Consider the following 26,373-nt stretch of genomic DNA (forward strand, 5'->3'; position numbering starts at 1 on the left):
CTTAATGATTAATCATCTATTCCAAATCTTGCTTCAAGTGCATTTTCTGCTTGCTCTAATTGATCTTCCAGTATATCGTGTTCTTTTTCTTGCGTTTGATATTGCTCAACAGTTATCGTTCCAGCGTGATAATCTGCTTCTAGCTGATTATCAGATAGATCTATCTTGTCATCCAGTTGGTCAATTTCTTTTTTTGCTGCTAAGTACGTATTTAAGTTATCTTCTTTTGCTCCAACTGGTTTCGTGTTATTTGCCTTTTCTACAATAGATGAGACTTCGTTTTTGAAATCTTGTATTTGTTTCTTATCATTTGTAACAGCTTGTGTTTTGTTTGGTTCTTGTTGTAATTGAGCAACTTCTTTTTGTAATTTATCATTTTCCACTTTCAGTTGTTGTACTTGTGTATTGTTATCAGCTTGAGTAGAACAAGCTGTTAACAATACACAAGACATTGCTCCAATCAGCATCCATTTTCCCATTCTGTTTTCCTCCCTTTACATGTGCACCTTATCCTTGCCTTTATATTACTCAACAAACATTAAAGGAAGATTAATGTACAAAAAAATAAAGTGAAGGCTTTTACAGGCAGTTAATCCCTACCTCCCTCGCATTCACCGAATTTTGAGGGAGGAGTCTTACTGCCCGTTAATGCGGGATAAAATGATATAATTAACTAGTTTCTAATCTTTCTTTAATGTTTTGGAATTATAGTGATACATATTAATAAGAAGAAAAGGAGAATGTTAATGCGAGTTCTTATCGTCGAAGATGAACAAGACTTACAAAATATATTGGTGAAACGATTAAATGCAGAACATTATAGTGTCGATGCATGTGGGAATGGAGAAGATGCCCTGGATTATATAAACATGGCTACCTACGATTTGATTGTCCTTGACATTATGATTCCCGGAATAGATGGTTTACACGTATTACAAAGATTACGCGCGGACAATAATGCAACTCCTGTCTTGCTTCTTACAGCTAAAGATACAATTGATGATCGTGTAACAGGACTCGACTTAGGTGCAGATGATTATTTAGTAAAGCCGTTTGCTTTTGATGAACTGTTAGCAAGAATTCGAGTGTTAATGCGAAGAACAACAGGAAATACATCTAATGTATTTGAAATCGCTGACCTAGTGGTAGATTGCAATATGCATAAAGTAACACGAGGAGACCAAGTTATCACTCTTTCCAGTAAAGAATTTGCAATTTTAGAATATATGATTCGTAATAAAGAAGTTGTGCTGACACGAGATAAAATTGAGCAACATGTGTGGAATTACGACTATGACGGCGGATCGAATATTATTGATGTTTACGTCCGCTATCTTCGTAAAAAAATTGATAGCCAGTTTGAAACGAAGTTAATTCATACAGTGCGCGGAACTGGTTACGTATTGCGAGTAGAATCATGAAAAGACTATCAATAAAAATGAGAGTGACCCTGTGGTATACGGGTCTAATTGTAATTATTATGGCACTCGTGTTAGCTTTTATTTTAACTTCTTCAGATAAAGTTTTGCTTTTTAATATGAAAGATCAATTAAAGAGCACAGTAAAAGAAAGCATGGAAGATATCGAATATAAGCATGGGCAGTTAAAGATTGACGATGATTTTGAAACCTTAGAAGATGGAGTAAATATAAGCATTTATAGTAAACAAGGTGAGCTGTTGGTAGGACATAGTCCAACAAGCTTTAATAAAAAGATATCGCTTAAATCCGATGAAATACAAACCATTAAAGACGGCAATAAAGAATGGATAGTATATGATTTTCTCCATAATGCAGGCGGCGATGAGCAAGTCTGGGTTCGTGGAATAATGACTATGAACCAATTATCCTCAACGATGAATACGCTTATCGTGGTAACAATCATCTCATTCCCATTACTTATTCTTATTGCGGCATTCGGAGGATATTTTATCACGCAAAGGGCGTTTCGACCTATGCAACAAATGAGTGATTCAGCCAGTAAAATTGGTGATGGTAAAGACCTTTCGAAGAGAATTAATTTACAAGGTTCACCGAAAGACGAAATGTATCATTTAGCACAAACCTTTGACAAAATGTTTGAGCGATTGGAGACATCATTCGAAAGTGAAAAACAATTTACATCTGACGCATCTCATGAATTAAGAACGCCAACATCTGTTATTATTTCGCAATGCGAATACGCTTTATCGCAGAGGAATAACCCGAAAGAAATGGAAGAATCGTTAGAAGTAATTTTAAAGCAATCACGTAAAATGTCCGCTCTAATCTCACAACTCTTATTATTAGCAAGAGCTGACCAAGGAAATCATAATACTTTCCAATTTGAATGTATCAATATGAGTGAATTAACGGAAATCGTTGTAGAAGAACTTTCATTAATGGTTCAAGAAAATTCGATTGAAATAACAACTAATATAGAGGAAGACCTATTTATTAAAGCCGATCAAACATTGATGATGCGTTTATTAATGAATTTACTAACGAATGCGATTGCTTATAGCAAAGCGAGTGGAACTGTGAATATGCAACTATTCCGTGATGAAACCAACATAATAGGTAAAGTCTCCGATAATGGCATCGGCATCAGCGAGCAACATATTACTAAAATATGGGACCGCTTCTATCGAGTTGACGCAGCACGAACATCTTCAAACATCGGAAACACAGGTTTAGGATTGTCGATGGTAAAATGGATTGTCGAACTACATGGAGGAGAAATTACGGTTGAAAGTAAATTAGGAGAAGGCAGTACTTTTACATTTAAACTACCAATTGAAAAAAGAGCATAATTTATACGTGTCTGTCGCTTCAGAATAAAGATTGATTCAAAGGCTCTCTACAATCCTTATGTAAAAATAACTGACGCATTTTAAACATCATCGATTTTATCATTTTGGACAACCTATTCTGTTAAATTAATATACATACGAAAAAACTATCAAAATAAAACCCCAGAAATCCAATGGTCTCTGGGGCTTCATTATATATTTAGCTCTTTTTGCTTTTTGTTTTGTTTATGTCTATAGAGCAATTTACGACTTATTAGAGAAATCACTAATAAGGTCAGAATGAATAAGATAAGTTGCATAAATGATAAATCAAAATATTTAGCACCTGTAACGATTAAAAGTGTAGAAATCGTGCCTTTTACAACGAAAAAAATAATAACCCATAATCCGCCTTTTTTCCAGTTCATTTTATATTACCCTTTCCTACGTTTAAATTCTTAAAATATTTAATGATAGTTCGTAAATATGACAACTTAATAGAAATCTATTATATTAACAAAAAATTCATGTCTAATTAAATGCGACGATTCTATATTAAGTGAAAATGATATTCATTGTCAATTTTATTGATTATTTGAATACTTATTCTTAATCTCTTTCTACTTTGTTTCTTATAAGCAATACACTCTTGTATTCAAACAAAAACACCTCCATTGCATTTGCACACTTAGTATGCGAATGCAAGAGGTGTTTTTTCATATACCATCAGATAAGATTTCCTGCTTTGTTTATTTCTTGATACGTAGCTATTTTCTAGTACACGATAACTGGATCATACGTGTTCAAACTATCATATACAGTTTTTGCAACATTAGGAAGAAGGTTCACACACCCACCTGATCCACCTGTTAAATAAGCGTTATTTCCCCAGTCTTTTCGCCAGCCGGCATCGTGGAATCCTTGACCGCTATTTGTGAATGGAACCCAGTAATCTACTTTAACCGCATAATCAGCTTTCCCTACTGCGCTACCTCTTAGCGTGTATGGTGTTCGTTTGTATAGAACGTACCAAACGCCTGGTGATGTATCTTCACCCGTGCTATGTTTACCCGTTACTACATTTGTTGTAACGACTAATTTTCCATCTTTGTAAATCCAAATTTGTTGCTCTGCAATTGAAACTTCCGCATACGTGTCTCCGATGCCATTATTCGCTGTTGTTTTATAACCGATACCTTCCTTCTCCCAACCATTTCCGTGAATGTTAGAAGCAGAAAGCGACTTTTCGCCTTTCTCAAAGGCTTGTTGAACTTGTTTAGTTTCTTTTTCAACATCTAGTGCCCAGCCGTAGCCTTGCCCTTTTACTGATATGACTGAACCAGAATGCGTTTTAAATGAGAAATCTTTATTTAATGTTGATTTGGCATTATTAATTTCAGTAATTTTCTTCTTAATGTCGCTCGCGTCAATTGTAACTTTCATATCCTTTGACATAGAAGCATTTTGAATTAAATCTTTCGCTTTTAAAGGATAAACTTCATTCTGCACTTTATACTCAACAGACTGCCCAAGAAGATTCTGTAGTGCTTTCTCCTCTTTTTTGACAATCGGATCGTCTTCTTTAATAGGTTTTATGTATGCAGACTTCAGATGAATTTCGCTTTTATATTTTTGCTTATCGTAATCTTTCAGTAGACTAGTAACGTCATACTGTTTTCCTTCCACACTTTTCGAAATAACAATTTTTCCTTGTTCTAGCTTCGCCATAGCATCTTGAGGCGCTTTTAATTTTTCATTCATAGAGATGAGCGTTTCTTCTACAAGTTTTTTCATCGTTTCACTACGATACTGATCTGCCTTCTCTGGTAGTAATGAATAATTTTCTCCCTTTGAGGAAGGGAAAAATGTCCACTGACTTTTTAATAGTTTCTTAACTTGAGGCAAATCTTTTTCCGTAAGTTCCGTTTTTGTATCTTTTTCATCTAAAATTTGTTGTTGATCAACATAGACTTTGTTTGCTAGTCCAGATGTCTTTAATTTCTGTATTGCCTGATCAGCACTCAGACCACCAACTTTTGTGTCATTAATTGTAACATTCGAATTGAAGTGAGTTGCCTGATAATAACTCATTCCCCCAATAAGAAGTGCAATTACACCAATACCCGCTGCGATAAACTTCCAATTTGTATAACGTTTTTTTGATCTTACTCGTTTTTGATCAATTTTTTCAACTGATTCATTTGTGGGAATGTTGTTCACCAATCTTTCCCCCGTATGCATTAACGTCAAACGATTTTCAACTAAAATCATAGACTAGTGTCCCTTATTTTTCCTAAAATTTCATTATTTCCGCCCCCATTTTATCGCAATTTAATGATTTAATTTAGATTTTTTAATAGTACGATGCATTGAACAGCCCTTTACAAGTCATAAAATGAAACTTAAATTAACCGTCACACCAAGAGATTTAGCTTAATATTCTAGGGGGAAATTTTTCTCTTTACGTAAAATGCGAATTATATTATCCATTTTTATGAACATCAATCCCTAATTTTGTCAAAAAAAAAAAAAAAAAAAAAAAAAAAAAAAAAAAAAAAAAAATAAACGATAGTCCTTCTACATTTTTGATAAAAGGACTATCGTTTTTTCAGTTAGAGTATTTGTATAATCGTTTAACTTTTTATTTCCTGAAGGTCTAACGTGATGAAAATGATGAAATTTCATCTCATAGCCTTTAAATGAAAAACATTATGTTTTTTATGACAATCAAGTTTATTTTTATAAATTAAACCCTTAGCTTGATAAGAGTCCGTTCAACTAGATTTTTTCTAATATTTTTAGGAGCATCTTATTTCAGCCTCGTCATATTACACTAATCGAATTTAAAACACATCCGTATGCTATTTAGTAAAATTTACGATTCGAGCCATAATTATTGCAGTAGCCAAGATAATAATAGCGGTTATCAAACCAGATTCTCCAATCCAAATCTCAGTTTGATCTCCTGTACTTGCACGTGCGAAAGGTCCTTGAATAATGGCATTCCAAGTAGTATGAATGATAACCGAAGGCCAAACGCTACCTGTGATAAGTCGTAAATAAGCTGTAATATAACTGAATGGCACAATACAAAAATAGATGCCAAGTACTGAAAGTAGGGCCGATGTTCCCTCTACATATAGACCAGCAATAACAATTGGAACATGCCACGTTGCCCAAATTAATCCGCTAATAAGAATGGGACGTGAAAACTCTGCATCGATTAGCCTTGTGAGCATATAACCTCGCCAACCCATTTCTTCTCCCATAACTGGAATTAAGTTAAGCAAGCTACCTAAAACTCCGCTCAATACTACTATAAAAATGAAACTTAATGGTATCGGTAGATATTGAAATCCAAGTATATTGTAAATAGGTTCTAGCATACCACCTTGCGGGGGCTGAAACCTCGCAAGTCCGCTAAACCAGGCGATAGAATAAGTAATTCCACATATTATCATAGGTATTAACAGCGCAAAACCAATCCCCTTCCATATCTTTAAGTTACCGAGACTAAAAGATACATCTTTAAACCCTTCTTTCAATATTATGCGAGTCAAAATAGAAGAAAATGCTGGGGTAAACATATATACCACAATAAGCGGCATACTTTTAGTAATCATTACTACTACATTTAGAATAATAGAAGTAATGGTTAAGATACTTAGAAAGAGTTGAAGTCCTATTTTAGCACGTTGGATTATATCTTTATTGTGGAATGCTTCTCCGTGTTATAACATTTGTAATCCCCCTTTCCCCTTTAATTCATTTGTTTATCAAATTTACTTCCTGTCATTTCAACAGCTACAACTTAGAATAAAAATATTTTGACATACAGATCATTCATCTTTAAAATCCCTCCCAAATTCATAATCTAGTCTTACTTGCGATTCAACAATTTAATTATTATTTATAAACTGTCATAGCCGATAGTACAAAAGTGTAATGATTAACCTATGACTTGTGTCAATTAATCTTATGACAATATGTAACTAGAAAATATGATATGGAATAAATAACAATTGAATTAAAGCAATTGATTCGTGCAAGTACATGAATCAATCTTGCTTTTGAAAATAATTCAATTGAGGTGGGCAAAAATGAATAAGAAAAGAATGATTGCAATGGTTAGTACAGCTTTATTAGTCACAGGATGCGCGGAAGTAGGAAACGCTCAAACTGTAGCAGTCGAAAATTCAGGTCAATCAGTCCAAAAAAATATAGTTAAATCAATACAATCACAGGCTAACCCATTAAAAACGATAGAGCCGTCAAAACCATTTGAAGATTTAAAACCACTTAAGAAAATGATTGGGAACGCGCAATATGTAGGATTAGGAGAGAATACTCATGGAAGCTCTGAAATTTTTACTATGAAGTTTCGCCTTGTGAAATATTTGGTTACTGAAATGGGTTTTACGAATTTTGCAATGGAAGAAGATTGGGGAAACGGCTTAAAACTAAATGAATATATCCAAACAGGAAAAGGAAACCCTAGGGAATTTTTAAAATTGTTATATCCTACTGACGAAATTATAGCCATGATTGAGTGGATGAAAGATTATAATGCTGATCCATCCAATAAAAAAAAGATCCAATTTATTGGGCTCGACTTAAAGGCGTTGGACCAAGGTAGCTTTAATAAAGTAATTGATTATGTAAGGCTGCATCGACCAGATTTGCTGGCAGAAGTAGAAGAAAATTATAAAGAATTGTCTTCTTTTACTGGAAGTATACAGGAATATATGAAACTTACTCCTAAATTGAAAGAGAAGTTCAAAGCAAACGCTGAGAGAGTAGCCCGATTACTAAAAGATGAGAATGAACAAGCCAACACAGAAATAATTCCATCCGAGTACATCTGGGCGAAAGCAACGGCAAGTGCAATAGAGAAATTTACCACAATGCTACTCCCTAACGACTATCCAAGTATAATAAAACTACATGAACAATACTTGGCCGATCATGCAATGTGGGCACAAGAGACATTTGGTGGTAAAACGATGGTATGGGCACACAATATTCATATAGCTAAAGGAATTATCGATGAGAAATTATACCCTTATGTTGCGGGGCAGTTTTTGAAGGAACGTTTAGACAATAATTATGTCACAATTGGTAGTACAACTACGGAGGGGAATTTTACCTTATACAGCGAATATAATCCTTCCACTGGAGGTAAGATTACAACAGACACTATTCCACAAGATGTAAAAAGTTTCAATTATACTCTCGGAAAAGTGCCATATAAAATGTTTTTATTGGATAACCGTCACCTTAAAGGACAAGCAGAAAAATGGGTTAAAGCAAAAAGACCATTACTAAGTATAGGGGGACAAATCCTCCCGAACAGTTCGGTGTATTTTGATACTTCATTGCTTGAGCAATTTGATATTATTTTTCATATTCGAAAAACAAGTCCATCTCATATTAAATAAAAGTACAAAGCAATCCCGTTCTTGCAGATGTAAGAACGGGATTGCTTTGTGGAGGAGTAATAAAGTGAAACTTTAATCAGCAGGTTTTTGTTCATCCCCCACTGATTATTAGCCTTCACCAATCGTGCGTTTACCGGCAGCCCGCCCCCCACCTAACGCTGAATTTTGAGGTGGGAGTCTTACTGCCCAGTAAATAGCGGGATAAAAGCATCTTTTTTAACCAGAAGTAAGCTGCTCTCCCCTTTTTAACATCATTTAGAACTGTCATATGACACTTTTACACTAGTGAGAATGACAAAAAAAGCAGTATGATTCGGTTATTACACAGATAGGAGCGATGAACTTTATGAAATCAAGATTCATCCATAATGGTTATTTTTTATTGCTAACTTTCGGTACAGGATTGTTTTATTTTTGTTTTTACCTAATAGCTCTGCTATTTAGTTTAACCCTTTCATTTACTGTTGTTGGGATTCCATTAATTATGCGCGTACTACAGACTACCACACCCTTTATCCAATTCGAGCGCATACAGACGAAAATTTATACAGATATTTCAACAGACTCTTACGATAGAAGTATAACAATGGATACATCGAACTGGTCTCAGGTGAAATTAGTGCTAACAGATCGTCGCACTTGGTGTGCTGTCTATTGGCTAATGCAGAAATTTACGATTGGCATTTTCAGTCTCATTAGTGCAATCATTTTTTACGTAATGCCACTTATGTTCCTGTTGGCACCACTACTGTATCGATACATCGATATGAATATTATATTTATACAAATAGATACTTTTGCCAAGTCACTCTTTGTAATGTTTATGGGTATAGTATTTACCGCCATAAGTATTAGAATAGTCGATGGTTTGACAAAGAAAATTGGGGGCTATACACGTAGTATGATTCGGCAACTAAATCAATAGAAGTTTGCAGTCTGTGAGTAGTATCGTAGTTTTAAATTAAAAAGTATAATAAGGCAGGAAGGATTAAATTATTATATAGGAAGTAAAATGGTAGGCTATTTAGGGGGTAAAGGACTTGTTAGATATGGTTAAGTATTGGTTTTGGTATGATTGGATTATGTTAGGGGTACGCCTACTTGCTAGTGTGTCTATCATTCTAGCTACATTAAATTTTCAGGATGGTTTAACATTACCACTTTGGATTATTATTCTTTGGGAAATTATTGCCTTCTCTGTTCCATGGGTAGCCTTACTATTCAATTATAAATATTATTTGTTCACAGAAATACTGCTATATGGTGGACTATGTATATATTTAACCTTATTATTTCCAGAAGCTTACAACACATTTCTTATATCGGTGTTTCTAATTGCTGCGAATAGTAAGCATTTGTCCTATTATTGGACAGCTCCAATAACGGTTTTTATAACAACTGGAATTTTCTATGCGGTTGCGCCAAGTAATAGCTATTGGATTATGGTCACCTATTATGGATTCGCATATGTAATGGGCTTCGCTTTTCATTTATTAATCGTCAATCATAAACAAAATGAATCAATTCGTAAACAAAACGCGGTACTTGAGCAATATATGTCTCAGATTGAACGCATTACACTGGCGGAAGAACGAAACAGACTGTCGAGTGAGCTTCATGATACAGTTGGTCACGCTTATACTTCTATTATTATGGGGATGGAAACGTTGCGCACCGAACTTGCTACGGAAATGGGTATACAGAGGCTAGATTCTCTGCTTGAAATGGGACGTAAAAGCATCGAGGACGTGAGAGGTTACCTACATCAAATGGAGTCTCCTTGTCAATCGCCTTCCTTAATTCAATCTCTCCAAAATCTTGGAGCCGAATTTCAGGAGCACGCTCTGGTTAATGTAAGTTTTCGGGCATACGGAGAGGAATATGAATTGTCTCGGCAAGCGAAGATAGCGTTCATTCGTTGCTTACAAGAGTCCCTTACGAATGCAGTACGTCATGGTCAGGGAACTGAAATTATAGTTTCATTGCAGTTTGAACAACAATATACGAGATTAGAAGTTCAAGATAATGGAAAAGGAAATGTAGAATGGCAAGAAGGCTTCGGTATGAATGCGATGAAAGAACGAGCAATGAATTTGCAAGGTCAATTGTCTGTATATACAAAGCCAGATGAAGGAATGCTTGTTACATGTACCATACCGCGACAAACTGAAATAAAAGATGGACTTATTCGTTTGTTAATTGTAGACGACCAGCCATTTGTTCGGGAAAGTTTGAGGACACTACTCGATAGATATGAAGATTTAAATGTAGTCGGTTTGGCCGAGGATGGCAATGAAGCCATCGATTTGTGTGGGCGCCTTCAACCTCATGTTATACTTATGGATTTAGATATGCAACACATGGATGGAGTCGAAGCAACCAAAAAGATTAAGCAACAATGGCCACATATCCGCATATTGATTTTCACCACTTTTCAGGATACCGAACAGGCGTTGGAATCGCTTCGCAACGGTGCGGATGGTTTTTTACTCAAATCTATTGAAACATTGGAGCTAGCTAATACGATCCGACTTATTCACAAAGGTGGGACACTGATTGATCAGGGAATGTCTCACAAAATATTTGAAAAGTTTGATGCGCAAAAAGAGACACCACAATCAAAAGCAACCGCTTATGAGCTAACAGCTAGGGAGATAGAAATATTGCAACTAGTAGCCAAGGGACTTCGATACACTACCATAGCATCAAGGTTATATTTATCGAATGGTACGGTCAGAAATTATGCTTCCACAGCTTATACAAAGCTAGGAGTCCGCAACAAAGAAGAAGCTGTGCAAAAGGCTCTAGAAATTGGAATTATTGAATAAAAAAACGTTTTTTGTTTCTTTACAGCAAGGTAAAATGTAGTTACAAGGTACAGTAAAGGATAAAGTGAAACTTTAATCAGCCCTCATCAGTCGGACTTTTACGGGCAAATAGCGGGATAAAATGAGCGAACTATCATGAACTCCTGTTTTATGCGTATAATTAATAGACAACCTAAGTAACAAGTTTGTTCCATTTTTATCAGTAGTCGTATCTAGAAACCTAAAAAAGTCCATTTAGAAGATTTAAATGGACTTTTTCACTCATATAATACTATCTATAGTTAAACAAATAAGATTAAATACATTTAAATTTTCTTGTTTTATCTAATAAACTGTTTAGGCATTTCTTTAACGTGCTTATCATCATCACGCCAATCATAGGTTTCTTTCTGCGAAACATCTAAAGTTTGATCTCCAATTCTAACAATATTCTTATTTACCCATTCAATATATGGATCGGTATCTGGATAATTCCAATATATATTTTTCTCTGAATCTGTATCAAGGTTAACTAATTCACCCCTAACAGCATCCGCACTTAATGATCCTGCATTATGAAAATAAGTCTTGATGAGATATTTTCCATCTGGAGATTTCACTGTTCGAATTAATTCCCCTTTTGGATATTGCAAACTAAAAAGTTTCCAATATCCAAATCCAATTATAATTACTAACATAGTAAGTATAGTTAGTAATACTTTTCTTTTTGTTTTTTTAATTTCACCTTTTGTATTTATAATACTCATTCAACTCCATTCCATAATATATCAAAAATAAAAATACTCCGTTAATACGGGATAAACATGAAAATTCCCATTTAAGAAAACTTAAAAAAATCAGACTGTATACTTGAATTGCTCTCCGCAAGAGAATATACTAATAAAGCAGGCTATGACGTTCCTTCCTTCTAACTTCTTTGGCGAAATAGGGATGTTACTTTCCTGCTAAACACATAGGCTATGACAATTCTTCCTTCTTTGTAGAAATTTCAAATTGTTTTAGAGTTGTCAATTTCCTATGAAAATAATTAGACTATAAAACCTCTTTCTTCTTTGGGATTGAATAAACTTTAGTTTATCAACCATTGATGTAGAGGTTTTCTTTTCTTAATTAACAAATTACCACTTAACAACTAAATGTTATACCCCTAATTTTTCACTAAAAAATAGCTTTATACCCTCAGTGCATTTCTCTACAATTAGTGTGTTTATGCATGTAAAAATAAAAATCTACCACTGAAAGGAGGACAGTCAGACTATTCCCCTCTTTTATAAAGAGTGAATAATCGGCGTTCTCATGAAAAATTCTATTTATATAAGAAGAAGTTTGAAAGTAATTATAAAAAGAGAAGAAAATAAACTACCGAACATGTATTTAGCCACTGCTTTAAAAAACTTGGAAAGTTTAGGATTTACTTTTTCTGAGCCTTTAATAGAAGAGTTGCAAACACTTTCGGTTGGTGCATTCACATCGTTTTACAAAGAGTTGGTAAAACATTTAAAAGAATTGGTTGGTGCACATATTCAGTTTACTCCTATGTATCCAAACTTTCCGCAACAAATGATGGATTTAAGTGACGCTGATTTATACATCAATGCCGTTATTCATTATGTGACGTTGCGCCTACCTGTATCAAAAGTAGAAGAACGACTTCCTCTTTTAGATAGCGTTGATTTGAAAGTTATTGACTTAGGAAGTGAAGAAGATTTCAATCAAATGATTTCTCAATTGATTCGTGCAAACAGCTCTATTTCCTCAACTGATAAGACAGATGTAGAATGGGCTATTACACACACTGAAGATGTTTCCTGTTTTCTACCTAATGTAATTCCCCATAAGGAAAATATGTCTTTTATAATTGGGGTTTTATTAATAAACAGAAAAATATCAGCCGATGCTGCTGCAAAGTATTTTAAAACAGCAACTGATGTTCTTCGCCTTGCAGTTGCTTTATCTGAAGGTGATGTGAGTTTAGCATCCTCCGTTCGATTCAAGAAGTTTAACCGAGTAGAAAGACGCTTCCTTTTAGGATTGTTAGAGCAATGCGGAAACATTACCGAAGATATGATTCGATACAAAAAACGTTGGATTCGTTTAGGTGAAATTCTTCATCCAGCAGAATATCATACTCGTTTCCCAAAAACCCACCGAGCATTTGAGATGCTTCTATTTTTCCATTAAAGTTGAAACATTTAATGGAAAAATAGAAGCAGCTTTGTTGAATCGTGATATCATGACAGCGAAAAATCTTTTAAAAACTCGCCCGGGGGAATTTGCCAGACGCTTGGATCATTTAATCCGTTTATGTAGTGATACGTCAACAGATGTTTTCAATATTCTCGAAGAGTTTCTAAGTATAATAGGAAATGTTTCTACCCCTGTATTACTTCAACTCACGGCTCATTTTAAGCATCGAAATGATAAAAATGAATTTCGCACCTTTTTTCCAAAGGGAAATGTAGCAAAAGCTATAGGTATTGAAAATACACTTCCATTTATCTCAGAGGATATTTGTTTAATGATTGTAAAAATGTGTGAAGATACTTTAAAAAATCGCTTCGCAGAACTTCCAAGTCTCGGAAAAGTATTTTTGGATGAACAGTTAAAAAATCACTTAGTTCCCTTCTCTCAACGTTCAGCCAGCAAAGCGCTTCGCACATTATCTCGAGGAAGTAAAGTAGATTTGCCAGAAGGAGATACGATTCGTTTTTTCCTATGGTGGAAAGAAGGCTATGTGAATGGACAACATACAGGACGTGTTGACATTGATTTGTCTGCTGCAATGTACGACGAAGATTGGCAATACAAAGAACATGTATCCTTCACGAACTTACGTTCAAAAAATTTCAAAGCCTACCATAGCGGAGATATTACTTCTGCACCAAAGGGAGCATCTGAATTCATTGATTTCGATATTCCGTCTGTGCTGAAATATGGTGGACGCTATGTAGTTATGACTTTGCTTTCTTACACAGACCAACCATATAAAGATTTACCAGAATGCTTTACTGGTTGGATGGTTCGTCAATATCCTGGTTCAGGTGAAGTATTTGAACCTTCTACTGTTCAAGATAAAGTGGATATTACTGCCGACACCCAAATCTCTATTCCAGTTATTTTAGACTTAAAGGAACGAAAATTGATTTGGACAGATTTGTCTCTTACAAGAGATCTAACTTATGATAATACCATCGAAGCTAATCAAAAAGGTATGATACTAGTTGGAAAGGCTTTAACTAATTTAGTTAAACCGAATTTATATGACTTGTTCCGATTACATATTGAAGCTAGAGGTGAACTCGTTCAAGACATCGAAGAAGCAGAAACTATTTTCTCTTTGAATAAAGGGATTACTCCTTTCGATATCGAAAAAATAATATCTGATTTTATAGCTGACTCAAAAGGCTAACTACATTACAAACATTGATAATGTGTGGAAAATATCGATGTATAATGTCTATGTGAAACAGGACCTGATAGATGTATATCAGGTCCTGTTTTTTATTTAGTAGATACTAAATAATCTGGTTAATCACTATTCATCTAAATACACTATACTAATAAAGTGAAATTTATTCGAAAGAAGTTCATTAGTTAATATGTATCTAATTAAGAAACATTCATATACCAGCCCAAACATCTTTTCCATATCGCCCTTCATCTTGCACACGATCCAACCAATTTCTTGCTTCTTGTTCACTGACTTCATGAATTTCTTGATATGCTTGACAAAGGGTATCTTCTACATCCGGAGCCATTTTACTTCCATCACCACATATATAAAGATGAGCTCCATTATCTAATAACGAAATTAAATTGATTCTATCTTGTTTTATCAAATGCTGTACATATGTTTTTGGATGTCCCTCTAGACGAGAAAAAGCTGTGTGTAAAGAGATTAATCCATCTCTTTCATCATTTTCTAATTCTGTACGATAGAGATAATCTTTTTCAGGATGACGACAACCAAAATATAGATGCGCTTGTCCTAAGTTCATACCTTTTTGCTTTTGAACACGACGCGCTTGCAAGAATCCACGGAATGGTGCAATTCCAGTACCTGGCCCAACCATAATAATTGGTGTTTCTGGATCTTTAGGTAATTCAAAGTTTGATTGTGGCGTTCGAATGAAACAGATAATCTCATCTTTATTATGACGCTGAGCTAAGTAATTAGAAGCGACTCCTTCATATGTCCCTTCCCCACTCCATGCAGGCGCATTAACAACACCGACCGTAATGCTCAGACGATTGTGTGCAACGAGTGGAGAGCTTGAAATAGAATAGTAACGCGGTTTGAGCGCAGGAAGAAGTTCTAAAAAGCGTTCAAATCGGATTTCACAAGCCTCATACTTTTCAAGAAGGTCCAACATTGAAATCCGTTTCTTTAATATTTGTTCATGATAAACTCCTTCTTCTAATAATGCTTCCAATTCTTTTTTATGAGGAGGACATGCTGTGAATGTTACCATTTCTCGTATTTGTGCTCGAGTGGCAGCTTCTTGAACTTCAACACTATAACTAAGAAGGGCCAATAAACTAACAGGACTGTCTAAAGGTATGTGATTTATACTTCGTCCACTTGCACTCAGTATAACTTGATCCTTCCCATTTAATCCAAAACGTTTTAAAATTCGGTTGATATTTTTCTCGCTATTAACTGGCAACACTCCAAGGTGATCTCCTTCTTTATATGTAGCGCCTTCTGGCAAAGATACCTCGATATGTCGTGTACTTCTATCACTGCTGGATGATTGAAGTTCACGATTTTCTAGTATAGATGCATAAACTGCTTCATATGTTCGTGCAAGAGGAGATCCTCCAAGACGACTGACAAATTGCAGACTCAAAGTACTGCGCTCTTTTTCCATATTTTTGTTGAGCTCCAATCCAAATGCCTTCATCGCATCAGACCACATGTTTTGTTTCCATTGCTCAAGCTGTTCCTCGAAATCACCACTTGCATCTGCTTCTCCGCGTTTAGAAAATCTTGTTGCTCCTTTTTGAGCCATTTGCTCATCAATGTATCTTGGAATCCGTTGGTAGGTACTAGCCCAATTATGATCTCCACAACCAAAAACTGCGTATTGAACCCCTTTTAGCTCATCTGGTTTTAGTTCCTCCAACCATTGCACAAACTGCCCTGCATTACTTGGCGGTTTTCCATTATAAGAAGAAGTCACAATAAGTACCGCTCCTTCTTTTGGCAAACTTCCAATTCGATCGTTAAGAGCTACCACTTCCGTTTGAACTCCTTCTAAACTAGCTGTATCTGCTAATTCTCTTGCAATACCTTCTGCTACACCTGTATCCGAGCCATACAGAACAAGAAGTGAAAGATTATCGGCCCCAATAATAGAAGGTGTCTTCTGGACATGTTGCTTAATTTCATCGTTTTTCAGCTTGTCCTCTGTAGGTGCAAGAACAGTAGGATGACTAATAGTTTGTTTTCGGGGTAGAATCCTAATCTTAAAATCACCGGGCTTTAGCGTTAATGTTTGTTTTACGTCCAGCTGATAGTTTTGATAATCGATTAATTCAAAATGTTGAAGAAGCATTCCCATTACAAGAGTGGCTTCATGAAGTGCAAATTGCATACCGATACATGCTCTCTGGCCATTTCCAAATGGCTTATAAGCATGATGAGGAACCTTATCCAGCTCTTCAAATCGTTCAGGTTGGAATTCTTCCACATTGTCTCCCCATGCATCTTTATCCCTATGTAGCTGTGGAATAAGAACAGAAATACGATCTTCTCCTTTCTTAATTGGGTATTTCCCGCCAATCACTGTATCTTCTTTTGCATAAAGACTGAATGCTGGAGCGGTAGGCCATAGACGTAGCGATTCATTTAAAATCATCCGCATATACTTCAGTTTCATAACTTGTTGGTATGTTGGAGTAGGATCTGTCAAAACACGGTCTACTTCTTCATAGGCTTTTTTCAATTTATCCGGATTCTTTAATAAGAAGTAAATTGCAAAAGATAACAATCCACTTGTTGTCTCATGTCCAGCTATTAAAAAAGTAATAATTTGGAAACGAATGTTTTCATCATCTAATTTTTCACCAGTTTCCGGATCTGGCACATTTAACATACGGGAAAGTAAATCATTTTCTTCCTGATCTCCACTACTTTTACGTTCAGCAATAATATTATCTACTAAAGAAAACATAGATTGGATATCATGCTGAAATTGACGTTTCGTTCTCCACATAAGTTTGTCTTCTATATCCAGCCGCTGCAATTGGTGCATCGCCTCATCTAGAGCACGGGTCATGCTAGTAATAAAAGGATGAGGTGTCTCACGATAAAAGCTATTGAATCGGTAATTAAAACCACATAGACCAATTGTATCTAACGTAAGACGTGTCATATCCTCCGGAACATCTACGTTTTCATTCGGATTAAGCCGTGCCCATTTTTGAACGAGTTGTACAGCAATATCGACCATCATGGCATGGTAATCTTTCATTGCCCGTTGGCTGAATGTAGGCATCAAAATATTATGAGCTTTTTTCCAGTTAGGCTCGTGAGTCTCGCTAGTAAATAATCCGTCCCCAGCAAAGGCACGAACTTTTGCTAAAGCACCCTCTATACTTTTATCGAACCGTGTTTCGTCACAGACTTCCGCTACCAATTCATGTCCAGAAACGACAATGATGGTATCACTTAAAGTTTGAATTTGAAAAATGGGACCATACTCTTCCGCTATCTTGATAAAGGATAGGGTCGGTTTATCTTTATCGATTAATGGGAGATTACCCAGCGGTCCATATGTTTTCGGCTGAGGAATGGCAGATACTTTTTTTTCCATTAAAAACACCCTTTCAAAAAAGCATGAAATAAAGATATGTAATTGATTACCTTATTTTATCTTTTCCCTAACTATTCATGATTATGATATTGCGTATAAGCTTGGCAATTAGATTTATAACTTGTAGAAAAATACTAAATTAAAATGAAGCGAATAAATATAGTTGGAGCCTTTTAATGTTGGTATTAAAAGATAATCTAAACTTGTAATGTTTATGAGAAATTGCAAACGGATCTCATCTCTTGTATTTGTTCATAAAAATGATTATTTTGATTCATTTTCTTCTAAAACATCCCAAAATAGAGAAGTTGACGAGCTTAAGATTGTAGTATTTGAAAAATCAGTGGTTTAGTTAAACCAATACAATAAGCAATATACCGTGTTACTAATGAAAGAGGACCTGATATGAACATCAGGTCCTCTTTCACTATATAATTATGTCACTGCTTCTTTCAGTTCTTTTCCCATTTTAAATACCGGCGCCTTAGTAGCAAAAATTTGTATTTCTTTATAGTTTATCTAATCAGCAAACAACTTGTAGGAATCATTATCTAACGTTTTATTCTTCTCTACCGATTTAACTTCTCGACGGCTTCCGCACTTGTGTCTACACGTTTAACGAAAAAAACTAATAGTAGTGCAACAACATTCATGCCAAGCGCTACATAGAATGAATATTGAATTCCGGATAATAAAGCCTTCTGAGTTACTATTGCCTTCGTAGTTTCTGTGAAGGTTGTTGGATCTATATGAGACATTAAACTTTCAGCTTTTGTTTTTGTTACAGAGTTCATAATCGTAACAAGAATAGCAGTACCAATGGAACCGGACACTTGTTGAGCTGTATTATTAACAGCTGTACCGTGCGGATTTAAGCGAGTTGGCAATTGATTAAGACCATTTGTCATAAGTGGCATCATCACCATCGCCATCCCAAACATCCGCAGTGTATAAATAAGAATAATATGTGTATGACTAGAGTCAATTTGCAGACTTGCCAACATATAAGTTGAAACAGCTGTAATGGAAAGCCCTACTATGCCAAGAATCCGAGGACCATATTTATCAAATAGTTTACCTGTAATTGGTGACATAATCCCCATTATTACCGCACCTGGAAGCATCATCAGCCCAGAGCTCAGCGGCGAAATACCACGGACGTTTTGTACATAAGCTGGTGTTAAAATCATACCTGAAAACATGGCCACCGCGTTAACAATTGCAATTACAGACGCAAGTGCAAACATTGGGTACTTGTAAACACGTAAATCCAATAACGGCTCATCCATTTTTAATTGACGGATAATGAAAGCAATTAAGGCAATAGCGCCTATGATTAAGGCTGTTAAGACAACTTTATTCGTCCAGCCATCGGAGCTTGCAGAACTGAATCCATATAACAGACCGCCAAAACCGACAGAAGATAATAGTAATGAGAGATAATCAAGTTTTGCATTTTTGTTTTGTTTCATGACATTCTCAGATTTCCAAATCCCTAACAGTAAGCTAATGATTGCTAACGGTAAAATCATTTCAAAAAGCAAACGCCAGTCATAATACTCTACAATATAACCTGATAGTGTCGGCCCAATTGCTGGAGCTGTAATCATAACTAGTCCAAAAATCCCCATTGCTGTTCCCCTTTTTTCTCTCGGAAAGCTTACTAGCATAATATTCATTAACAAAGGCCCCATAACTGAAGAGCCTGCCGCTTGAACCATCCGACCAGTAAGTAATAAACCAAAGTTCGGTGCTACAGCCGCTAAGGCAGTACCAAGAATAAAAATCACCATAGATGTAATAAATAGGCTCCTATTTGAAAAACGCGTTATTAAAAATGCTGATGCCGGAATTAATATACCACTTACAAGCATATACCCTGTAGAAAGCCACTGGATCGTTGAATAATCTTGAATGTTTAAATCTTTCATTATTGATGGCAAGGCTACATTTAAAAGGGAGTTATTTAGAAATGAAACAAATGCCCCAATAAAAAGGATTACAAGCATTAAATATGGTGGTTTTCTTTTATGTAATGTTTCACTCATATATTTAATTGCCCCTTCATTATAAATTTCATTGATTCGTTTAAATCGTTTACATATTTGCACAAGAAAACATTACCCTTGCAGTATTTTGCCAAACTCTTCGAATGGATATTCTCTTTTTAGCAATTCCACTTGCTCAACATACCATTTTAAAATCTTTTTGTTGATGAAACCTTTATAAAAACGTTTGTTAACGGAATTTAAATTAGGCTGAAATACAAAAAGAAGCAACTGAAAATACCCTTCTAAAATAAATTGAAACTTTAAATCAATGGGAATTTTACAGGCAGTGAGAAAAATCAACAAGACCACGCACCCATTCCTTTAAATACAGGCTTGTAGATCTAGTTATGTAACCATCCAAAAAAAGGAATATTACATAGGCTAAGTCTAACATTACATTTTTAAAGTGAGGGGAATTAGCGTATGCACCAATATTGGTATTTGAAGTCACAGGGAAACGGGGAACAATATAATAACAAAATTTCATTATATTCACAGCCCGAAATAACTAAATTTGAGGTAATAAATGATTTGAAGCTTCCTGAGAATTGGAGTTACCGAGTTTATCCAGTTAGTTGGGATTCATCAGCCAATTATACGGGGTTCAATCCCCAACCTCCGCCCTTCTCTTTGGGGCAGCAGCCAATTAATTATGCAGGGATAATACCACAAGGTCACCCTGCTAATTGGACTCCATTACCAGGTCATGCAGGTTTTAATTTTCAAAAACCTCCCTTCCCCTGGGCGCAACCATTCAATCATACAGGGATGTTCGCACAAGGTCATCTTGCAGCTTTACTATCGCCGCCAGCCAAGCCTTTTCATTTCAATACCAATAACTCGGGTGTTTTTGGAAACCCTCCAGGATGGGGTGGTCCGTGGGCCCCAATAGGATGGGGAAATAACGGAGGTAACGGTCAGCTAGGACTGCTTGGAAACTTACTTACAGCAGGAAAAGGCACCATGAGTGGAATAGGAATGATCAGTAGTTTAATCGGGATGGGGAAGTTCTTCTTTTAGTTAATTAGAACAGGAGAATGTGGCTGTAGCTTTAATCAGCCACATTTAAGGACAGTAATCTCCCACCTAACTTCCTAGCATAGCATTCGCGGAAATTTTAGGTGGATATGTATTGTTACAAGTTACTGTTTTACTTTGAGTACTCCTTTACTTTCTTATCAAGTGCCTTACTATAAGCATCTTTGTTTTCCTGTGATAACTCATAAACTGCTTTTTTCCAATGCTCTCCGTCTACACCTGATAAAAATTCAGTACCTTTCATTGCAGCTTCTTGAATCTTCTGTTTATCTTCTTTACCAGCATCCTTAATTAACTTCGTTGCTTTTCTTGCCTCTGTTACCCCTTCTTGTATGGATTTGTGAATGTCTTTGTATGTATCAGGTACTTTTATATGTTCCATATTATCTAAAATTTTATCTATCTCGTTTGATGTTTTTAAAACAGCTTTTGCTTTTTCTTTATCCTTTAAGGATTCTCCTAAGTTTAGTAATAGTTCATCTTTCTTAAATTGGAACTCTACCACTTGCTCACATATGTAGTACGGATACTGTTGTTCGGAAAGTATTGTTATTGCTTTACTAGTTTGCTCAGTCTTATGAGTAGAATCTTTATCTCCTACCTCGCATCCGACTAACAGCATAAATGGAACTGCTAACGTTACTAGTTTCTTTGCTCTCATTATGTATTCTCCTTGTAGAAATTATTGTAAGTAATTAACATATCAAACTATAACATACATTACATTATGGTTCACTTCCATTACGCTTTTAAAATGTAAAATAAGAATACACCCCATAAGCCACAAATAAGATTAATAGAATAGAAATGCCGAGTACCGTATATATAATCCATTTTAAATTTGAATTCATATCATCCTCCTACCTCTCAATAATTCCAGTATATAACAAAAAAGCATTGGATACCCAATGCTTTTTACACTTACACAAATAAAGAAGTATTCGCATATAAAGCTGGTGAACCACCTGAATGTACGAATAAAATATTGTCTTCCTTATTAAAATTACCTTTTCTAATTAAGTCGATTAATCCCGCTACTGCCTTACCTGTATACACTGGATCAAGTAAAATACCTTCTGTTTTCGCAAGTAACTGAACTGCCTCTACCATTTCCGGCGTTGGTAACGCATAGCCTGGTCCTACATATTCATCAAAGCACGTAACAGCGTCGCGCGAGATAAAGTTTGGAATACCAACATGTGCTGAAGTTTCATCTACAAGTTTTGCTACTTTCTCTTCTTGCTCAGCTTTTCCTCTACTTACATTAATCCCGATTACAGGAATATGGCTTTGTGTTCCAGAAAAACCAGTAATTAAACCAGCATGCATACCGCCGCTACCACTTACACAAACAACTGAACTGAAATCAATTCCTTGCTCAAATGATTGCGCCATAATTTCTTGCGCACAAGCAACGTATCCCATAGCGCCTGTAGGGTTTGATCCACCAACTGGAATTACATATGGTGTATTTCCTTTTTCACTTACTTCTTTTGCTACTTTATGCATTTCTTCCATCAGGTCTGCTCCGTTCGGTACAACAATGACGTTTTCAGCACCTAATAAGTGATATAAGAAATAGTTTCCGTTAAAGTCTCTCTTCTCTTCTGTCTCAAGCCCTTCCTCTAATACAAGGATACATTTCATTTTTTCTTTTACCGCAGCAGCAAGTGTCAGGCGGCAATGATTTGACTGAATACCACCAGCTGTAATTAACGTATCTGCACCATTTTCCTGTGCATCTGCAACTAAAAATTCTAACTTTCTCGTCTTATTGCCACCGGCTGTTAAACCAAGTAAATCATCTCGTTTAAAATAAATAGTCGGACCACCAAGTGCTTCAGAAAAATTGTTTAACTTTTCAATTGGTGTATATGATTCTGTATATTTTTTTCTCGGGAATTTAGCTAAATTCATTGTAACGCTCCTTTTGTACTTCTTTCACAATATATGTAACGTTACTATTATTACACGTAAAAATGGTGAAGTCATCTTTCTCGGTTAAAAATGTATTAGAATTTCATTTTGATAAGTAAAACCGTATTAATGCTTTTAACTTAATTATGGTACATGAAATTTATATCAACGATTTTTTAAATATATCGTTCATTACTTACAATATATCAACGATTTTTCAAATATATCGATCGTAACTTGCAGTATATCAACGATTTTCTTAATATATCAATCTATCGACAAAAAACGACAGACAGGCAACCCCTTTCTCATCAACAAAAAAGAGCCCACACATTCAAATGCAGACTCCCTCCAATCACTTATTTACCGAAAAACGAAGTAACTGCGTTAATCCCGGCTCTAAATTCATTTCACCTTTGTGGCGTACGTATACGACTTTATCTCCATCAAATTTCGGAGGATTTGCTTTACTATACGTATGCCACTCATTCGTTCCTTCTATAGTGTACTCCATATATTCAGTTGCACCGACAATTATATTTTTACTATCATCTGCCGTTACATTTGGTGCCATCTGCGCAATTTTTGAATCACTAATTAATAACTTCTTTATATCCTTATCACGTTTGTAATCGTAAGCTGTCACAATTACATCGTTACCATATGCTTTCACTTGTAACCCTTGTTTAAATGAATAGCCATCTGGAGCAGTTTTCTCTCCTCCATTTGGCCCTGCTGACATCCAGCCTGTTTCAATCCCGCCCGTATTTACAACAGTGAAACCTTTTTCATCTCCGCCTTTAATTTTCTTTTTACCAGCCCAGTCAGGTAAGTTTAAATCCCAATGCGTATGACTCGTAAAGAAAACAACTTGCGGATAGTCTTTTAATATATCGTACAACTTATCGATGTTTAAATAATCTTGTAAGTACGGTGATTGTCTTGATCCAGATACTGTATCAGGTAAAACGTGATGAGAGAAAATAAAGATTGGCTTATTTTTATCTTTTTGACTATACTCTTCTAAATTTTGTTTTAACCAACCTAATTGCTCATCACTCATATATACTTCGTCCCACATTTTTGAATCGTGGTATTTCATATATTTTTCAGTTCCTAAAAATAGAAGCGGATACCCATCTAATTCTTTTTTATGATATACCTTTTCTTGTCCACTAAATTTCAGATATCGGTTAAATAAAGTTTCCTCATTTACACCATTTGGCCATGTACTTTGAGAGAGTTTTCCATCTGCTGTCCATTTACCAGCATAAAACTCATGATTCCCAACAGTAGACCATACATTTTCCGGATACTTATTTTTATTTAACACACGCTTTACATCATCATATTGTGACTGTTGTCCAGTCGGCGTTATATCCCCATTCATAATAAGCGCTCTAGAAAGTGGCGTCACTTTGTTCATATCTTTTAGCACATGATCAAAATCCCCTAAATCCCCTTGAATATCACTAATAACGTTAAAAGTTGTAGCTGATTTTCGGGCTTGCTCTTTCCCTTCCGCATGCACTGAAAACGTCGGTAATAATGCCGCCATAACTGCTAACGAAGCAACTGTCTTTTTCATACAAATTCTCCCCCTAATAATAGAATGTACAAACTGACATGTTCTGCTTTCTCTTAGGTGCTTGTCCAATTCACATTATAAGGAGGGATTGTAAAGATAGATGGAATAAAAAATTAAGTGTTTTTTAAGAGATTTTGTTGTTTTTTGCACTCCACAATTCGCGATTCACGCCAATCTAGCTTTCTAGTCTTTTACATTACATACATGTAAATTTTGATGTTAAATCTTTTCGTTTCATACGTTGTTTTTATTACTTTTAATTTTCGGGAAAAATCCACTAATTAATAATGTTATAATCCATACCATTATTAGAATGAAATTTATTGTATTACCGGAATTCAAACTAAACACTCTCCACAAATTGGCAGCACAAAAAACGAGAACAGCAGGAATAATAAGTAAAAATGTCCTAACTACTAATCCGATGTAAGATTTCTTCGCTTGCTTAAAAATGAACGTTCTTCTACCTTTGTACAAACTAATCACAAACAGTAGCAAATATATACTAAATGTGGTGCCAATAACAATTGATGTAATGAAGTTAGTTTTTCTCTGCTCAGCTAGAGCGAAGTAACTTTCAGGTAATTTTCCAGTTTCATATTCAATCCATGCGTGGTAAATATCCTGTCGTAAGTCTATACCACCTTCACCATTTGTAAGGATTACCAATCCATCCTTTGTATTAGGAATGAAACCATAAAAAGAATGCCAGCCACGATTGTCACCAGAATGATAAAGTAATTTCCATTGATTAGATAGTTTTTTTTCAAATATACCTAAACCATTCTCCCCTAATATCGGCTTTTGCATTTCCTCAACACGTTCACTTTTGATGACACCATTCCCTTTATTATTTGCATCCATGCTTGCAAGTATCAATGCCATCATATCGGTAACATTTGTCTTAAGACCTGCAGCAGCCTGTTCGGTAAATTGGTAACTAGGGAGCTCCTCTCCAAAATAACCATAAGCTTTTGAAAGGTTATGGTTTTCAGGACGTTGTAAAAATGAACTAGATTTCATTCCTAAAGGTTTCATAATTTGTTCTTCCATATAACGATCAAACGGTATTCCGGTAACTTCTTCAATTACAAGTTGTAAAATTGTATATCCGCCACCAGAGTAAATTGTTTCTGAACCTGGTTTATTGGTAACTTCCACTGGTTCATTAAGCCATCCTTTTCCAGACAGAGACTCCTCAATAGAGTCAAGATGTTTCCCTGGTGCAACCCCGAGATATCCTTTATGTGCAGACAGCCCTGCTGTATGACTTAACAATCTTCTTATCGTAACTTCATTATTATTAAACTCTGAATTAGATAATTTCCATTTGGTCAGATATTTTCCAACGGGATCATCTAGTAATAAACGCCCTTCATCTACAAGGTGCAAGATTCCCCACGCTGTAAGACTTTTAGATATGGAACCAGCCTGAAACAAAGTATCATCACTCACCGCTTTTTTTGTCTTTTTATCTACATAACCGTAGTTAAGTGTATAAGCAATACGTCCCTCATGCACAATTCCTATTGCAACCCCGGGTACCTCATAATCCTCCTGCCATTTTGGTACCTGTTCATCCAGCTTTTTTTTGAAATCCTCTATACTCCTATCAGTCAGCGTGCCCGATTCTGCCCTCACCACATTTGTAAACCATGCTTCATTCGTAATAAATATGCAAATAATTAAACATAAAATACTTTTGCATATTATCGATGCTTTTTGTCTATTCTTCATTTGCTCCGCCCTTTTTTTCAGAATATTCTATCCGTTAATTAGAGTATCCTATTCACATATCTAGTTCTATCGATTTTCATTACTTAACCTTACAAAATTGTAATAAAAATCAAAGATCTACATGCTTAGGGGTTTTACTGTTCTTTATTCGAGGGCAGGAAATTTAATACAAAAAAGACACAGAGATT

The 26,373-nt window shown here is 35.4% G+C and carries 17 protein-coding genes and 2 pseudogenes; 7 read left to right on the plus strand and 12 right to left on the minus strand.

The window, feature by feature from the left end:
- Positions 1-8: 8 nt before the first annotated feature.
- Positions 9-479, minus strand: coding sequence for a hypothetical protein (locus BC_RS15995; protein WP_000521305.1), 471 nt, complete (start codon positions 477-479; stop codon positions 9-11).
- A 267-nt stretch (positions 480-746) separates the two neighbouring features.
- Between BC_RS15995 and BC_RS16000 the strand changes: the two genes are divergently transcribed.
- Together BC_RS16000 and BC_RS16005 are read left to right on the plus strand one after the other, a co-directional pair.
- Positions 747-1,421 carry a response regulator transcription factor gene (locus tag BC_RS16000; RefSeq protein WP_001264517.1) on the plus strand — a complete coding sequence of 225 codons (675 nt, stop codon included), beginning with the start codon at positions 747-749 and terminating at the stop codon, positions 1,419-1,421.
- Entirely contained in the window at positions 1,418-2,791 is a 1,374-nt protein-coding gene (locus BC_RS16005) for a sensor histidine kinase (RefSeq protein WP_011110230.1), read from the plus strand. Before BC_RS16000 ends, BC_RS16005 begins: the two co-directional genes overlap by 4 nt.
- A gap of 191 nt (positions 2,792-2,982) precedes the next feature.
- Here the strand turns inward: BC_RS16005 and BC_RS16010 are convergent, their stop codons facing one another.
- The 3 genes from BC_RS16010 to BC_RS16020 all read right to left on the minus strand — a co-directional run bounded on the left by BC_RS16010 (position 2,983) and on the right by BC_RS16020 (position 6,474).
- Positions 2,983-3,198, minus strand: a complete 216-nt coding sequence (locus tag BC_RS16010; RefSeq protein ID WP_001104102.1) for a hypothetical protein — start codon at positions 3,196-3,198, stop codon at positions 2,983-2,985.
- Between the two features lie 346 nt (positions 3,199-3,544).
- Positions 3,545-5,011 (minus strand): L,D-transpeptidase family protein, encoded by a 1,467-nt coding sequence (locus tag BC_RS16015; protein ID WP_432431163.1) that lies wholly within the window; start codon positions 5,009-5,011, stop codon positions 3,545-3,547.
- A 620-nt stretch (positions 5,012-5,631) separates the two neighbouring features.
- A complete protein-coding gene (locus tag BC_RS16020; RefSeq protein WP_250702597.1) occupies positions 5,632-6,474 on the minus strand; it encodes a CPBP family intramembrane glutamic endopeptidase in 843 nt (280 codons plus the stop codon).
- 396 nt (positions 6,475-6,870) lie between these two features.
- Between BC_RS16020 and BC_RS16025 the strand changes: the two genes are divergently transcribed.
- From BC_RS16025 to BC_RS16035, 3 genes are all read left to right on the plus strand, one after another.
- Positions 6,871-8,208, plus strand: coding sequence for an erythromycin esterase family protein (locus BC_RS16025; protein ID WP_001036232.1), 1,338 nt, complete (start codon positions 6,871-6,873; stop codon positions 8,206-8,208).
- 346 nt (positions 8,209-8,554) lie between these two features.
- Positions 8,555-9,133 (plus strand): sensor domain-containing protein, encoded by a 579-nt coding sequence (locus BC_RS16030; protein ID WP_000842190.1) that lies wholly within the window; start codon positions 8,555-8,557, stop codon positions 9,131-9,133.
- Between the two features lie 115 nt (positions 9,134-9,248).
- On the plus strand, positions 9,249-11,036 hold the full coding sequence (locus BC_RS16035) for a helix-turn-helix transcriptional regulator (protein WP_000886428.1): 1,788 nt from the start codon (positions 9,249-9,251) through the stop codon (positions 11,034-11,036).
- A gap of 320 nt (positions 11,037-11,356) precedes the next feature.
- On the opposite strand, the gene BC_RS16040 is transcribed toward BC_RS16035, so the two are convergent.
- Positions 11,357-11,782, minus strand: coding sequence for a DUF5412 domain-containing protein (locus BC_RS16040; protein ID WP_000022545.1), 426 nt, complete (start codon positions 11,780-11,782; stop codon positions 11,357-11,359).
- 550 nt (positions 11,783-12,332) lie between these two features.
- Between BC_RS16040 and BC_RS16045 the strand changes: the two are divergent.
- Positions 12,333-14,445, plus strand: a pseudogene (locus tag BC_RS16045) (TerD family protein).
- Positions 14,446-14,656: 211 nt separating this feature from the next.
- Here BC_RS16045 and cypD read toward each other — a convergent pair.
- The 3 genes from cypD to BC_RS27895 all read right to left on the minus strand — a co-directional run bounded on the left by cypD (position 14,657) and on the right by BC_RS27895 (position 20,214).
- Entirely contained in the window at positions 14,657-17,854 is a 3,198-nt protein-coding gene (gene cypD, locus BC_RS16050) for a bifunctional P-450/NADPH--P450 reductase (protein ID WP_000412767.1), read from the minus strand.
- Positions 17,855-18,423: 569 nt separating this feature from the next.
- Positions 18,424-19,902, minus strand: a complete 1,479-nt coding sequence (locus BC_RS16055; RefSeq protein ID WP_000005110.1) for a DHA2 family efflux MFS transporter permease subunit — start codon at positions 19,900-19,902, stop codon at positions 18,424-18,426.
- A 72-nt stretch (positions 19,903-19,974) separates the two neighbouring features.
- On the minus strand, positions 19,975-20,214 hold the full coding sequence (locus BC_RS27895) for a hypothetical protein (RefSeq protein WP_000243463.1): 240 nt from the start codon (positions 20,212-20,214) through the stop codon (positions 19,975-19,977).
- A 114-nt stretch (positions 20,215-20,328) separates the two neighbouring features.
- Here BC_RS27895 and BC_RS16060 point away from each other — a divergent pair, with 114 nt between their 5' ends.
- Positions 20,329-20,925 (plus strand): hypothetical protein, encoded by a 597-nt coding sequence (locus BC_RS16060; RefSeq protein ID WP_000554416.1) that lies wholly within the window; start codon positions 20,329-20,331, stop codon positions 20,923-20,925.
- Between the two features lie 130 nt (positions 20,926-21,055).
- Here the strand turns inward: BC_RS16060 and BC_RS16065 are convergent, their stop codons facing one another.
- From BC_RS16065 to BC_RS16080, 4 genes and pseudogenes are all read right to left on the minus strand, one after another.
- The gene (locus BC_RS16065; RefSeq protein WP_001201796.1) at positions 21,056-21,604 is read right to left on the minus strand and encodes a hypothetical protein; all 549 of its coding nucleotides are present in this window, start codon (positions 21,602-21,604) and stop codon (positions 21,056-21,058) included.
- Between the two features lie 260 nt (positions 21,605-21,864).
- Complete coding sequence (locus tag BC_RS16070) at positions 21,865-22,860, minus strand: D-cysteine desulfhydrase (RefSeq protein WP_001046622.1); 996 nt, start codon at positions 22,858-22,860, stop codon at positions 21,865-21,867.
- A 355-nt stretch (positions 22,861-23,215) separates the two neighbouring features.
- A complete protein-coding gene (locus BC_RS16075) occupies positions 23,216-24,448 on the minus strand; it encodes a DUF4073 domain-containing protein (RefSeq protein WP_000754291.1) in 1,233 nt (410 codons plus the stop codon).
- Between the two features lie 196 nt (positions 24,449-24,644).
- Positions 24,645-26,185 (minus strand): annotated as a pseudogene (locus tag BC_RS16080) (serine hydrolase domain-containing protein).
- Positions 26,186-26,373: the final 188 nt, after the last annotated feature.

The sequence above is a fragment of the Bacillus cereus ATCC 14579 genome, from assembly GCF_000007825.1.
Taxonomy (GTDB): Bacteria; Bacillota; Bacilli; order Bacillales; family Bacillaceae_G; genus Bacillus_A; species Bacillus_A cereus.

Bases quoted from the DNA above. Each gene is read 5' to 3' on its own strand.
- BC_RS15995 (WP_000521305.1), bottom strand. From the start codon at position 479: ATGGGAAAATGGATGCTGATTGGAGCAATGTCTTGTGTATTGTTAACA.
- BC_RS16000 (WP_001264517.1), top strand. From the start codon at position 747: ATGCGAGTTCTTATCGTCGAAGATGAACAAGACTTACAAAATATATTG.
- BC_RS16005 (WP_011110230.1), top strand. From the start codon at position 1,418: ATGAAAAGACTATCAATAAAAATGAGAGTGACCCTGTGGTATACGGGT.
- BC_RS16010 (WP_001104102.1), bottom strand. From the start codon at position 3,198: ATGAACTGGAAAAAAGGCGGATTATGGGTTATTATTTTTTTCGTTGTA.
- BC_RS16015 (WP_432431163.1), bottom strand. From the start codon at position 5,011: ATGCATACGGGGGAAAGATTGGTGAACAACATTCCCACAAATGAATCA.
- BC_RS16025 (WP_001036232.1), top strand. From the start codon at position 6,871: ATGAATAAGAAAAGAATGATTGCAATGGTTAGTACAGCTTTATTAGTC.
- BC_RS16030 (WP_000842190.1), top strand. From the start codon at position 8,555: ATGAAATCAAGATTCATCCATAATGGTTATTTTTTATTGCTAACTTTC.
- BC_RS16040 (WP_000022545.1), bottom strand. From the start codon at position 11,782: ATGAGTATTATAAATACAAAAGGTGAAATTAAAAAAACAAAAAGAAAA.
- cypD (WP_000412767.1), bottom strand. From the start codon at position 17,854: ATGGAAAAAAAAGTATCTGCCATTCCTCAGCCGAAAACATATGGACCG.
- BC_RS16055 (WP_000005110.1), bottom strand. From the start codon at position 19,902: ATGAGTGAAACATTACATAAAAGAAAACCACCATATTTAATGCTTGTA.
- BC_RS16060 (WP_000554416.1), top strand. From the start codon at position 20,329: ATGCACCAATATTGGTATTTGAAGTCACAGGGAAACGGGGAACAATAT.
- BC_RS16065 (WP_001201796.1), bottom strand. From the start codon at position 21,604: ATGAGAGCAAAGAAACTAGTAACGTTAGCAGTTCCATTTATGCTGTTA.
- BC_RS16070 (WP_001046622.1), bottom strand. From the start codon at position 22,860: ATGAATTTAGCTAAATTCCCGAGAAAAAAATATACAGAATCATATACA.
- BC_RS16075 (WP_000754291.1), bottom strand. From the start codon at position 24,448: ATGAAAAAGACAGTTGCTTCGTTAGCAGTTATGGCGGCATTATTACCG.